The sequence below is a fragment of the Streptomyces sp. NPDC102270 genome, from assembly GCF_044766405.1.
GTDB lineage: Bacteria > Actinomycetota > Actinomycetes > Streptomycetales > Streptomycetaceae > Streptomyces.
The window spans coordinates 75,381-87,498 of record NZ_JBIWLX010000014.1; the positions used below are offsets into that span (position 1 = coordinate 75,381).

The 12,118-nt window shown below is 71.6% G+C and carries 9 protein-coding genes; 3 read left to right on the forward strand and 6 right to left on the reverse strand.

All coding sequences use genetic code 11. The features are described 5' to 3' along the window. Positions 1 to 20 precede the first annotated feature (20 nt). The 5 genes from ACIRP7_RS28770 to ACIRP7_RS28790 form a co-directional block, all read right to left on the reverse strand. Positions 21 to 1,580, reverse strand: a complete 1,560-nt coding sequence (locus tag ACIRP7_RS28770) for a PucR family transcriptional regulator (protein ID WP_403665104.1) — start codon at positions 1,578 to 1,580, stop codon at positions 21 to 23. 23 nt (positions 1,581 to 1,603) lie between these two features. Beyond that, entirely contained in the window at positions 1,604 to 2,893 is a 1,290-nt protein-coding gene (locus ACIRP7_RS28775) for an aspartate aminotransferase family protein (RefSeq protein WP_403665106.1), read from the reverse strand. Then, complete coding sequence (locus ACIRP7_RS28780; RefSeq protein WP_403665108.1) at positions 2,890 to 3,732, reverse strand: nitrilase-related carbon-nitrogen hydrolase; 843 nt, start codon at positions 3,730 to 3,732, stop codon at positions 2,890 to 2,892. The genes ACIRP7_RS28775 and ACIRP7_RS28780 overlap by 4 nt, the downstream gene beginning before the upstream one ends. A 180-nt stretch (positions 3,733 to 3,912) precedes the next feature. Next, complete coding sequence (locus tag ACIRP7_RS28785; RefSeq protein ID WP_403665110.1) at positions 3,913 to 5,442, reverse strand: hypothetical protein; 1,530 nt, start codon at positions 5,440 to 5,442, stop codon at positions 3,913 to 3,915. 134 nt (positions 5,443 to 5,576) lie between these two features. Further along, the gene (locus ACIRP7_RS28790) at positions 5,577 to 5,828 is read right to left on the reverse strand and encodes a helix-turn-helix transcriptional regulator (RefSeq protein WP_352381469.1); all 252 of its coding nucleotides are present in this window, start codon (positions 5,826 to 5,828) and stop codon (positions 5,577 to 5,579) included. Between the two features lie 32 nt (positions 5,829 to 5,860). On the opposite strand from ACIRP7_RS28790, the gene map reads away from it, so the two are divergent. Further along, positions 5,861 to 6,628 (forward strand): type I methionyl aminopeptidase, encoded by a 768-nt coding sequence (gene map / locus ACIRP7_RS28795; protein WP_403665112.1) that lies wholly within the window; start codon positions 5,861 to 5,863, stop codon positions 6,626 to 6,628. 173 nt (positions 6,629 to 6,801) lie between these two features. Further along, complete coding sequence (locus ACIRP7_RS28800; RefSeq protein ID WP_403665114.1) at positions 6,802 to 9,330, forward strand: ATP-dependent Clp protease ATP-binding subunit; 2,529 nt, start codon at positions 6,802 to 6,804, stop codon at positions 9,328 to 9,330. A gap of 4 nt (positions 9,331 to 9,334) precedes the next feature. Here ACIRP7_RS28800 and ggt read toward each other — a convergent pair whose 3' ends face one another. Then, positions 9,335 to 11,131, reverse strand: coding sequence for a gamma-glutamyltransferase (gene ggt / locus ACIRP7_RS28805; RefSeq protein ID WP_403665116.1), 1,797 nt, complete (start codon positions 11,129 to 11,131; stop codon positions 9,335 to 9,337). Positions 11,132 to 11,275: 144 nt separating this feature from the next. On the opposite strand from ggt, the gene ACIRP7_RS28810 reads away from it, so the two are divergent. Next, a complete protein-coding gene (locus ACIRP7_RS28810; RefSeq protein ID WP_403665118.1) occupies positions 11,276 to 12,034 on the forward strand; it encodes a hypothetical protein in 759 nt (252 codons plus the stop codon). Positions 12,035 to 12,118 lie beyond the last annotated feature (84 nt).

The following is a 12,118-nucleotide window of genomic DNA, read 5'->3' on the forward strand; positions in this document are numbered from 1 at the left end:
TTCCCAGGTCGTGACATGTTTCAGCCCTGTTGCGCGTCGTGCGCGAGAAGTGCGATGTGCACCGAGGCGGCCTGCTCGAAGTCGTCGAGATCGACGCCGAGCCGGCCCTGTATGGCTTCCAGCCGCCGGTACAGCGCGGGGCGGGAGACGTGGTGGAGCTGGGCGGTGCGGGACTTGTTGCGGCCGGTGGCGAGGTAGGTGCGCAGCACCGCCAGCAGATCGTCTCCCGCCGCGCACAGCAGTCCGTCCAGCTCACGCTCGGCGAAGGACTGCACGTGCGGGTCGTCGCGCAACAGCCGTATCAGGCCGCGCAGATGGACGTCCTTGAGGCGGACGACGGCCGGGAGGTCGAGCACCCCCGAGGCGACGGCGTCCGCTACATGCCGGGCCTCGCGCATGCCGGCGGGAACGTCGTCCCACACCGTACGAGGGTCGGCCGCCGCCACGACCATTCCCGTGAGCCGCGCCGCGAAGTTGGCCGTGAGCACGGCGGCGTCCTGGTCCCGGGCCAGGCTCAGCAGGACGGCGGTGGCCCCGTCGGCGAGTTCGGCAACGATTCCCGGCAGCCCCAACAGCCGTAGCACCCGGTCGAGTTCGGCTGGGTCACCGTCCCGTACGACGAGCGGCACGAAGGTGCGCCGGTTCACGGGCAGCCCGGCCGCCCGCGCGCGGGGCAGCAGCTGCCGGGCCGGTACGACCCCGCTGACCAGGTCGGTGAGCAGGCTCTGCGCGGACTGTTCCTCCCAGGTGTGGGCGGAGGTGCCGCCGAGCATGCGGTGCAGGACGAGGGACTCGGCGGCGCGGTCGGCGAGGAGGCGTCCCGTGGCCGTGTCGCCCCGGTAGCCGCACAGCATGATCTGGCCCCAGCGCTCCCCGCGCCCGCCCAGTTCGGCGCGGATCCAGCCGTCGCCCTCGCTGCCGCCGGCCTGGCGGGCGATGCGCTCCCAGTCGCGCAGCACGTCGTCCACCGCGGACCGCTCCCCCGCGGTGGCGAGGACGCGGTGGGCGAGGTTGGTGACGACGACGGGGCAGCCGCTGTGGTGGGCGATCTCGTCCAGCATCCGCTGGAGCGGGGCGCCCGCGGTGATGAGTCCGGTGAGCGCGGTGCGAACGGCCTCGGACATGCTGACGGCGGCGAACTTCCGCCGTACCAGCCGGGCTTGGACCTCCTCCGTCAATTCGGCGAAGGGAAAGGGCCGGTGCAGGACGACCATGGGCAGCCCGCACCGTTCGGCGGCCCGGCGCATCACGTCCGGCGGGGCCGGGAAGGCGCGGCCGAGTCCGAGGACCACGGCCGCGGCCTCCGCCCGGTGCAGGGACCGGATGTACTCGGTCTGCTTGTCGTCGTCACCGGCGAGCAGCACGCCGGTGGTGAGGACCATCTCGCCGCCACTGAGCATCACGCCGACGTCGGCGGCCTCGGCCACGTGCACCCAGCGCACGGCCCGGTCGAGCTGGCCGGCACCGGCCACCACCTCGGGCTCCCCGGCGAGCACCCGTTCCAGCATGAGGACCTGGCGGACCGACAGGGTCGGCTCCAGAGGTTCCAGGGGCTCCAGGCGCTCCAAGGTGGTGCTCATGACGGTGTTCCCTTGCTGTGGACCTACTGGATGGTGCTCCTCAGAGCGTGTTCGAGGATCGCGGCGCCCTCTTCGGCCTCCGCGACGGTCAGGGACAGTGGCGGGGCGATCCGCAGGGCGCTGGTGTTGTGCCCGCCGCCCTTGCCGAGGAGCAGCCCTTCGGCGCGGGCCGCCTCCAGCACGGCGGACGCGGCCTGCGGGTCGGCCTCGTCCGTGCCGGGCTTCACCAGCTCGACGCCGAGCATGAGACCGCGCCCACGCACCTCCCGTACGCCCGGAACCTGCGCCGCGACGGCCCGCAGCCGCTCGATGAGCAGTCCGCCGACCCGCCGGGCGTTGCCCTGCAGGTCGTGTTCCAGGAGGTACGTCAGGTTCGCGAGGCCGGCCGCCATGGTGATCTGGGTGCCGCCGAAGGTCGAGATGCTGTTGGAGTCGAGGCAGTTCATGATCTCGGCGCGGGCGACGACGCCGCCGATGGACATGCCGTTGCCGATGCCCTTGGCGAAGGTGAGGATGTCCGGCGGGCCGCTCTGATCGTGTGCCTGCCAGCCCCAGAAGTGGTCGCCGGTGCGGCCCCAGCCGGTCTGCACCTCGTCGGCGATCCACAGGATGCCGTGCTCGTCGAGCACCTCGCGGAAGGCCGCGTAGAGGCCGTCGGGCGGGGAGGTGAAGCCGCCGACACCCTGGATCGGCTCGGCGATCAGGGCGGCGGGCGGGCGGGTGTGGCCGAGCAGGTCCTTGAGGTCGTCGACGCAGGCCGCGATGAAGTCGTCGTCGCCGAGGGAGGCGTACGGGCCGCGGGTGCGCACGCCGCCGTGGACGTACAGCGTCTGGAGCGGGGACAGCGAGGTGGGTGACCAGCCGCGGTTGCCGGTGATGCCGACCGCGCTGAAGGAGCGGCCGTGGTAGCTGTTGCGCATCGCCAGGATCGTGTTGCTGCGGCGGTAGGTCGTGGCCAGCAGCAGCGCGGTGTCGTTGGCCTCGGTACCGGAGGTCGTGAAGAAGACCCGGGCGTCCGGGATACCGGACAACTGGGCGACGCGCTCGGCGAGTTCGACCATCGGCCGGTTCAGGTACAGGGTCGACGAGTGGATGATCCGCCCGGCCTGTTCACTGACCGCCTTGGTGATCTCGGGCAGGGCGTGCGCGGTCATCGTGGTCAGGATGCCGCCGAAGAAGTCGAGGTACTTGTTGCCCTCCGCGTCCCAGACGTACCGGCCCTCGCCGTGCGTGATCTCCAGCGGCTGCTCGTAGTAGAGGGCGAGCCAGTCGGGCAGGACGGCCCGGTGGCGGCCCAGCAGGTCCTCGGTCACGGCTGCACCAGCCCTTCGTAGGCGTCGGGGCGGCGGTCGCGGTAGAAGGCCCACTGCTGCCGCACTTCTTCGACGAGGTCGAAGTCCAGGTCGCGGACGACCAGTTCCTCCTCCTTGTCGCTCGCCGTCTCCCCGACGAACTGGCCGCGCGGGTCGACGAAGTACGACGTCCCGTAGAAGTCGTTGTCGCCGTACTCCTCGACGCCGACCCGGTTGATGGCGGCGACGAAGTACTCGTTGGCGACGGCGGCCGCGGGCTGCTCCAGGCGCCACAGGTGGGAGGAGAGTCCCCGGTGCGTGGCGGACGGGTTGTAGACGAGCTGGGCGCCGTTCAGGCCCAGCTGCCGCCAGCCCTCCGGGAAGTGCCGGTCGTAGCAGATGTAGACACCGACCTTGCCCACGGCGGTGTCGAAGACCGGCCAGCCGAGGTTGCCGGGCTTGAAGTAGTACTTCTCCCAGAAGCCCTTGACCTGCGGAATGTGGTGCTTGCGGTACTTGCCGAGGACGCTGCCGTCGGCGTCGATCACGACCGCGGTGTTGTAGTAGAAGCCGGACTGCTCGACCTCGAACACCGGCACGACGATCACCATGCCGGTCTCGCGGGCGAGTGCCTGCATACGACTCGTGGTGGGGCCGTCGGGTACCGGCTCGGCCCAGCGGTAGTGCTCCGGTTCCTGGACCTGGCAGAAGTAGGGGGCGTTGAACACTTCCTGGAACCCGATGATCTTCGCGCCCTGTCGGGCCGCCTCGCGGGCGTGCTCCTCGTGTTTCGCCACCATGGACTCGGTGTCGCCGGTCCAGGTGGCCTGGACCAGAGCGGCACGTACGACGTTGGCCATGAGCTGCTCCTTCGGCGGGACGTCAGAGCCTCTACGCCCGTAGATGTAGCCGTAGAGGGACGAACGTAAGCCTCCTGGAGAGGCTTGCCAAGACCATCGTCGTTAACCCGCGAAGTCGATCACGTTTCACACTCCAGTGGAGGAGTGACGTGCCCGGTCGGCGGGATTGTGGGGGACCTGTCAGGCGGAGAATCCGGCGACCCGCAGGGCATGCACCAGGTCCCAGTGCCGCTCGTCCGAGACGCCTCGCGCGGCGGCCAGCAGGAGCGGTACGAGGGTCTGCGGGGCAGGCTCGGCGCTGCGGGCGGCCTCCTCGGGGGTGCGGACGCGGACGTAGGCGTCGAGGAGCGCGGTGACCTCACGGCGGCGGCCCTCTGCGGCCAGCGCGAGCACGGCGGCGCCGATCTCGCCCGCGGGTCGCGCGACCCCCTGCCTGAGCACCTGCTCGCCGTCCACGCTCCGCCCGGCCGCCACCAGGGCGTCCGCGGCGGCCACCAGCCGGTCGGCGGGCAGCGAGGCGGCCTCCCACAGCAGGGACGTCCAGTCGGCGCCGAGCCCGGCGCGCTGAAGCTCCGCGGCGAGCAGCGGGAAACGGTCGGCGGGCCAGTGGGCGACCTCGACGAGCAGGGCGTGCGCCTCGCCGGTGCGCCCCTCCGAGCGCAGCCGTACCAGCGTCGTGACCGTCTCGGCGGTCTCCCGCCGCGCCACCATGTCCGACGGCTCGGCCCGCTCCTGCTCACGCACCGCCGGCACCTCCGCGGCCCCGGCGAAACGGGCCCCGCGCAAGGTCCGCCCCTTCGTCACCGGCGCGGCGGGCAGGTCGGGCACGGCGGCCGGGGGTACGGCCACGGGGGCGCCGCCCTCGTCGCCCATACCGGCGAAACGGGCACCGCCACGCCGGCGCTTGCGCTTGGGGGCGGCTGCCTCCGGCGGCGGGGCGGCGGGGGTGGGCTGTTGCGGGGGTTCCACGTCATGGCGGGTGACCTGCGCCGGGGCCTGCGGGTACGGGGCGTATCCCGATGGGGCCGTCGACTGCGGTGCGTGCCCCGGGTGGAGCGCTTCGGCGTCTGTCTCCATGACCGCGTCGCGCTGCTGCGGCATGTTCGGGAACTCGGCGCCTCGACCGCTGCCGGCAGCGCCACCCCCGAAGCCCCTCTCCCCGACCCGCCCCCGTCGGATCGCCCGGGCCTGGTCGGTCATCGCGCGGTGGTCCAACTCGGCTATCCGGGACTGGAGTTCGGCGCAACGCCGTACGGCGCGCTCGTGGTCGTCGCGGGCCCAGGCGAGGTCCAGGCGGATGGCATCGGCCTCCTCGTGGGTGGTGGCGGTGGCGAGCCGGCGGCCCAGTTCGGCCTGCCGTTCCGCCGCGTAGCGCTGTTCGCGGAGCATGACGTCGAAGCGGTCGCCGAGGGCGTCCCGGCCGCCGGGGCGGGCGTCGTGGGCGGCCTGGGCGGCGGCGTGCAGGGGGCGGGCCCGCTCCGCCTCGGCGTGGGCCACCTCGGGGCCGTACTCCGCGGCGAGGTCCTGCAGAAGCGCCTCGACCACGTCCCAGGGCGGCACTTCGCGGCCGTCGAGGCAGGCCTGCATACCGTCCGGGTCGCGCTGCCAGAACACCGCGCACCAACCGGCGCCCTGATCCAGGCGCGCCAGCACACCGTCCAGATAGGCCACGAACTCCCGCATCCGACCCGGGAGTTGATCCACTGCCATCGCTCAACTCCCGTTAGACCGGAGCACTCCGGTCCGTAAGGCAACACCAGCAGTGTTACGAACGGGCTACAGGCAGTTTGCAAAGGCGCAGCAGGTGCCTCCCGGCGCACTCCCGGTCACTGAGCGAACTCCCGTCACACGCCCGCCAACTCGCACAGTCCGGCCAGCTCGTCCATGGACAGCCCGAGCGCCCGGGCGAGCGCGGCCACCGTGAAGAACGCCGGCGTCGGAGCCCGTCCGGTCTCGATCTTCCGGAGTGTCTCCGGGGAGATCCCGGCGGTCGTCGCGACCTCCGTCATGCTGCGGCCGCCGCGGGCCTCGCGCAGCAGCCGGCCGAGCCGTTCGCCGCGTTCGTGTTCTTCGGGAGTGAGAGGGGTGCGCACCATGCACCCATTCTAATACCGGTATAGTAATTGGCATGGTGGAGCTGAAGACGGATACATCGATGGATGCCATGTACGAGGCGGGACAGGTGGTCGGGCGCGCCCTGACCGCCGTACAAGAGGCCGCTGACGTGGGCGTTTCCCTGTTGGAGCTGGACGAGGTGGCGCGTGGGGTGCTGCGGGAGGCCGGGGCGTCCTCGCCCTTCCTGGGCTACCGCCCCACCTTCGCCACCACTCCCTTCCCCGCCGTGATCTGTGCCTCCGTGAACGACGCGATCGTGCACGGCATCCCGACCGGCTACCGGCTGCGCGACGGCGACCTCGTCTCGATCGACTGCGGTGCCCAACTCGGCGGCTGGGCAGGGGACTCGGCGATCAGTTTCACCGTGGGCAGACCGCGCGCCGCCGACCTCCGGTTGATCGAGGCCGCGGAGCGGGCGCTGGCGGCCGGGATCGAGGCGGCGGTCGTGGGCAACCGCATCGGCGACATCGCGCACGCGATCGGTACGGTCTGCCGGGACGGCGGGTACGGCATCATGGACGACTTCGGCGGCCACGGCATCGGCCGCCGTATGCACGAGGACCCGCCGGTGCCGAACGAGGGGCGCCCGGGGCGGGGGCTCGCGCTGCGGCACGGCATGGTGCTCGCGATCGAGCCGATGCTCATCGCCGGCGGCACCGACGAGTACCACACGGCGCCGGACGGCTGGACGCTGAAGACGAACGACGGTTCCCGCGCGGCACACACCGAGCACACCGTGGCCATCACCGACGTGGGACCCCGCGTCCTGACGGCGCGCTGAGCAGGCTCTCCGCAAACGCTCGGTGAACCGGCGTCGCCCGCCGAGCGCTGCGTGTGCCCCGCTCCCCCATCCGTGCGAAGGTGTAACCGGCTGACACCCGGGTTACCCGGCCCCGGCACGTCGATCAGCGAGGGGTGTCCCCGGCCCGCGCGGGGATGCCGGATGGGAACGCCATGACCAGCGGATTCAGCGGACCGGAAGGCTATGACGCCTTCGGAGAGTTCCTCGCCCGTTTCTTCGGCGGGCCGCGTCCCGGCCCCCGGCAGATCAACATCGGCCAGTTGCTGAGCCAGCCGGCCAGGGAGCTGGTGCGGGGCGCCGCGCAGTACGCCGCCGAGCACGGCAGCCGGGATCTGGACACCCAGCACCTGCTGCGGGCCGCGCTCGCCGCGGAGCCGACCCGGACCCTGCTGAGCCGGGCGGGAGCCGATCCCGACACGCTCGCCTCGGAGATCGACGAACGCTCCGGCCCCGTCCAGCACCAGCCGGAGGAGGCCCCGCCGCCCACCTCACTGTCCCTCACCCCGGCGGCCAAGCGCGCCCTGCTCGACGCGCACGAGCTGGCCCGGGCCCGGGGCGCCGGTTACATCGGCCCGGAGCACGTGCTCAGCGCCCTGGCCGCCAACCCCGACTCGGCCGCCGGGCACATCCTCAACTCGGCCCGGTTCGCCCCCACGGGTCTGCCTCCCGAGGCGGCCCCGGACGGGGGACAGCCGAGCGGTGAGACATCGCGCGGCACGAGCACGCCCACCCTCGACAAGTACGGCCGCGATCTCACCGACCTGGCCCGCCACGGCCGTATCGACCCGGTCATCGGCCGGGACGAGGAGATCGAGCAGACCATCGAGGTGCTGTCCCGACGCGGCAAGAACAACCCGGTGCTCATCGGTGACGCGGGCGTCGGCAAGACCGCCATCGTGGAGGGCCTGGCCCAGCGGATCGTCGACGGGGACGTGCCCGACGTGCTGATCGGACGCCGGGTCTTCGCCCTCGACCTGACCGGGGTGGTCGCGGGCACCCGCTACCGGGGCGACTTCGAGGAGCGGCTGACGAACATCGTGGGCGAGATCCGCGACAACTCCGAACGGCTGATCGTCTTCATCGACGAGCTGCACACGGTCGTCGGCGCGGGCGGTGGCGGCGAGGGCGGCTCCCTGGACGCCGGCAACATCCTCAAGCCCGCCCTGGCCCGCGGCGAACTGCACATCGTGGGCGCGACCACGCTGGAGGAGTTCCGCAGGATCGAGAAGGACGCGGCCCTGGCCCGCCGCTTCCAGCCGATCCTGGTGCCGGAGCCCACCCCCGCGGACGCGATCGAGATCCTGCGCGGGCTGAGCGACCGCTACGAGGCCCACCACCAGGTCCGTTACACCGACGAGGCGCTGGTGGCCGCCGTGGAGCTCTCCGACCGCTACCTCCCCGACCGCCGGCTGCCGGACAAGGCGATCGACCTCATCGACCAGGCAGGAGCGCGGGTACGCCTGCGCGCCCGCACGAAGGGCACGGACGTACGGGCCCTGGAGCGCGAGGTCGAGCAGCTGAGCCTGGACAAGGACCAGGCGGTCGCCGACGAGCAGTACGAGCAGGCCACCCAACTACGCGACCGGATAGCCGAGTTGAAGCAGCGGATCGGCGAGGCCGGCGGGGACGGCGAGGCCGACGAGGGCCAGCACCTGGAGGTCACCACGGAGGCCATCGCCCAGGTGGTGTCCCGGCTCACCGGCATCCCGGTCAGCAGCCTCACCGAGGAGGAGAAGGACCGGCTGCTCGGCCTGGAGCGGCATCTGCACGGGCGGGTGGTCGGCCAGGACGAGGCCGTACGGGTCGTCTCGGACGCCGTCCTGCGCTCCCGTGCCGGCCTCGCGAGCCCGGACCGGCCGATCGGCAGTTTCCTCTTCCTCGGCCCGACCGGCGTCGGCAAGACCGAACTGGCCCGCGCCCTCGCCGAGTCCCTCTTCGGCAGCGAGGAGCGCATGGTCCGCCTGGACATGAGCGAGTACCAGGAGCGCCACACCGTCAGCCGCCTGGTCGGCGCCCCGCCCGGATACGTGGGCCACGAGGAGGCGGGCCAGCTGACGGAGGTCGTCCGCAGGCACCCGTACTCCCTGCTCCTGCTCGACGAGGTGGAGAAGGCTCACCCGGACGTCTTCAACATCCTCCTCCAGGTCCTCGACGACGGACGGCTCACCGATTCACAGGGCCGCACGGTCGACTTCACCAACACGGTGATCGTGATGACGAGCAACCTGGGCTCCGAGGCGATCATCCGACGCGGCGCCGGCATCGGGTTCGGCGCGGGCGGCTCGGACGCGGACGAGGAGGCGAGGCGCGAACAGATCCTGCGCCCCCTGCGCGACCACTTCCGCCCGGAGTTCCTCAACCGTATCGACGAGATCGTCGTCTTCCGCCAGCTGACGGGAGAGCAACTGCGTGAGATCACGAAGCTGTTGCTGGAGAGGACCCGCCGCCTGCTCCACGCCCAGGGCATCACGGTCGACTTCACCGACCGGGCGATCGACTGGCTGGCCGAACGCGGCTACCAGCCGGAGTACGGCGCCCGCCCGCTGCGCCGCACGATCCAGCGGGAGGTCGACAACCAGCTGTCCCGGATGCTCCTCGACGGCACGGTCGAGGAGCGCGGCCAGGTGACGGTGGACGCCGAAGCGGGCGCCCTGGAATTCCGTACGGGGAACGCCTCCTAGGCGACTACGGCGCGGGGTGCACCACCTGTGCGGACCCGCCACCGCGCCGGGAGGTCTCGGCGGCCGCGAGCCACTTCCCGCCCGGCAACCGCTGCACACCCGTCGCGGCCCCGATCTCCGGGTTCAGCTTGAAGGAATGCCCGATCGCCTCCAGCTGGGACCGCACCCCACTGCTGTACAGCGCCGGCTCCAGCTCGGTCTGCGCGGCGTTGCGCTGGCTCGCCCGCGGCGCGGCGATCGCGTCGACCAACGGCAGCCCGCGGTCCACGAACTCGGTCAGCACCTGGAGCACGGTCGTGATGATGGTCGCCCCGCCGGGCGAACCCAGCGCCACCACGGGCTGGTTGTGCCGGTCCAGCACGATCGTCGGTGAGATCGAGGACCGCGGCCGCTTGCCGGGCCCCGGCAGGTTCGGGTCGTGCACAGCGGGGTTCGCCGGCACGAAGGAGAAGTCCGTCAGCTCGTTGTTGAGGATGAACCCGCGCCCGGGCACGGTGATCGCGCTGCCCCCGGTCTGCTCGATGGTCAGCGTGTAGGAGACGACGTTCCCCCACTTGTCGGCCACCGTCAGATGCGTGGTGTTCTCGCCCTCGTACGTCGTCGGAGCCGCCGTGCCCCGATCCGCGCATGCCCCTGGATTGCGCGGGTCCCCGGGCGCCACCGGACTCGTGAGCACCGAGTCGTCCCTGATCAGGCAGGCCCGCGAGTCGGCGAACCGCTGCGACAGCAGCCCCTTCGTCGGTACGTCCTCGAAGGCGGGGTCGCCGACCCAGCGCCCCCGGTCCGCGAACGCGATCCGGCTGGCCTCGATGTAGTGGTGCAGGTACTGGACCTCACTGGCCTTGGAGAGGTCGGTGTGCTCGAGGATGTTGAGGGCCTCGGCGACCGTCGTGCCGCCTGAGGAGGAAGGCGCGATGGAGTAGACGCCGAGCCCGCGGTAGGAGGTCTTGGTGGGCTTCTGAAGCTTGGCCCGGTAAGCGGCGAGGTCCTTCTCGGACAGCTCGCCCGGCCGCGCGTTCCAGCCCGAACTCGGGTCCACGGGCGGGTGGTTCACCGTGTCGACGATGTCGTCGCCGAGGTCGCCGCGGTAGATCGCGCCGACGCCCTTGCGGCCCAGCTCCTGGTAGGTGCGGGCGAGGTCGGGGTTCTTGAAGGTGGACCCGACGACCGGCAGCTGCCCGCCGGGCAGGAACAGCTTCGCGGTGTCGGGGAAGTACCGGAACCGCGTCTCGTTGGACGCGGTCTGCGAGCGGAAGGTGTCGTCGACCGTGAACCCGTCCCGGGCGATCCGCTCGGCCGGCTTCAGAACGCTGCCCAGCGATCTGCTGCCCCACTCGCCCAGGGCCGTGGCCCACGTGGCCGGTGTGCCCGGGGTGCCGACGCTCAGCCCGCTGCTGACGGCGTCGGCGAAGGCGAGCGGCTTGCCGTTCTCCACGAACAGGTCGGAGCCGGCGGTCAGCGGTGCCGTCTCGCGGCCGTCGATCGTGTGGACCGTACGGGACTTGGCGTCGTAGTAGACGAAGTAGCCGCCCCCGCCGATGCCGGAGGAGTACGGCTCGGTGACGCCGAGCGCGGCGGCGGTGGCGACGGCCGCGTCGACCGCGTTGCCGCCCTTCCTCAGGACCTCGATGCCGGCGGCGGAGGCGTCCGCGTCGACGCTGGAGACGGCGCCGCCGTAGCCGACGGCGACGGGTACCTTCCCGGGTGCCGAGGCGGTCTGCGGCGGTGCCGCCGCCCCCACCGACACCACGGCGGCCGAGACCGCCAGCACCGACAGTTTCCGTGCGACAGGGCGACGCATCCGTACCTCCAGTCCAGGACCGTCCGCGCAGCGTAACCACATCGCCGGGACCCCGACACCCCCCATCGGGTCAGGTGTCATGCGAATGCCACACATCGAACACCGGTACGTACCAGCCGTGTCGGCCCGCTAGCATGCGCGCACATGACTGACGACGTGCGCAACATCGTCCTGGGTGTGGTGGCGGCGGGCATCAGCGCCGCGCTCGGCTGGCTCGCCCGGACGTATCTGTGGAAGCGGAAACTCCGCCGCAAGCAGGCGTTCTTCGGACTGCCGGACAACTCCGAGTCACTGCTGGTCGTGAACCGCGGCGCGGGCGGCCCGGACCTCGCGGTGATGCGCTACGACGTGTTCGCCCTCCTGGAGCTCGCCGCGCTCATCAAGGACTGCAACGCCCACGCCCAGGTCCTTCCGCACGACGCGGCACGGCAGGGCTTCGGCGAGCGCACCGAGTTCTGCGTCGGCGGCCCCGCCTCGAACCGCCGTATGGCCGCCCACCTTTCGTCCCTGCTGCCCGGCGTCCGGGTCAACGTGGACGCCGAACCGAGCCCGGACCGCGGTGCCTTCCAGGTGGGCTCCGAGCGCTACCGCGTCGAGGTCGGCACGTCCGAGTACGCCCTCCTCGCCCGGCTCACCGTCGAGCAGAGCAACGGCGCCCGGCCGGTGTTCCTCTTCTGCGGCCAGACCGCGATCACCAACCAGGCCGCGACCCGCTATCTGGCCCGCAACCACGAGCGGTTGACCCGCAAGTACGGCGACAGCACCTTCGTCCTGCTGCTGCGGGTGGTCAACTCCGGTGCGTACGGCCCGGACGTCGTGGAGCTGGTCGCGGACGTGACCCGGGAGGCCAAGACGCCTCTTCCGGCAACCGCGGCTCCACGCAACTCCCACCGCGCCTCCTGACTTGATTCACATGCCAACAATCGTTACTCCCACGTAACTTACCGACGGGTTACCTCCGGTAAAGCGTCGAGGTTACCGTCTGGT

Excerpts from the sequence above, each read along its gene's own strand:
- ACIRP7_RS28770 (WP_403665104.1), bottom strand. The coding sequence starts at position 1,580 with ATGAGCACCACCTTGGAGCGCCTGGAGCCCCTGGAACCTCTGGAGCCG.
- ACIRP7_RS28780 (WP_403665108.1), bottom strand. The coding sequence starts at position 3,732 with ATGGCCAACGTCGTACGTGCCGCTCTGGTCCAGGCCACCTGGACCGGC.
- ACIRP7_RS28785 (WP_403665110.1), bottom strand. The coding sequence starts at position 5,442 with ATGGCAGTGGATCAACTCCCGGGTCGGATGCGGGAGTTCGTGGCCTAT.
- ACIRP7_RS28790 (WP_352381469.1), bottom strand. The coding sequence starts at position 5,828 with ATGGTGCGCACCCCTCTCACTCCCGAAGAACACGAACGCGGCGAACGG.
- map (WP_403665112.1), top strand. The coding sequence starts at position 5,861 with ATGGTGGAGCTGAAGACGGATACATCGATGGATGCCATGTACGAGGCG.
- ACIRP7_RS28800 (WP_403665114.1), top strand. The coding sequence starts at position 6,802 with ATGACCAGCGGATTCAGCGGACCGGAAGGCTATGACGCCTTCGGAGAG.
- ggt (WP_403665116.1), bottom strand. The coding sequence starts at position 11,131 with ATGCGTCGCCCTGTCGCACGGAAACTGTCGGTGCTGGCGGTCTCGGCC.
- ACIRP7_RS28810 (WP_403665118.1), top strand. The coding sequence starts at position 11,276 with ATGACTGACGACGTGCGCAACATCGTCCTGGGTGTGGTGGCGGCGGGC.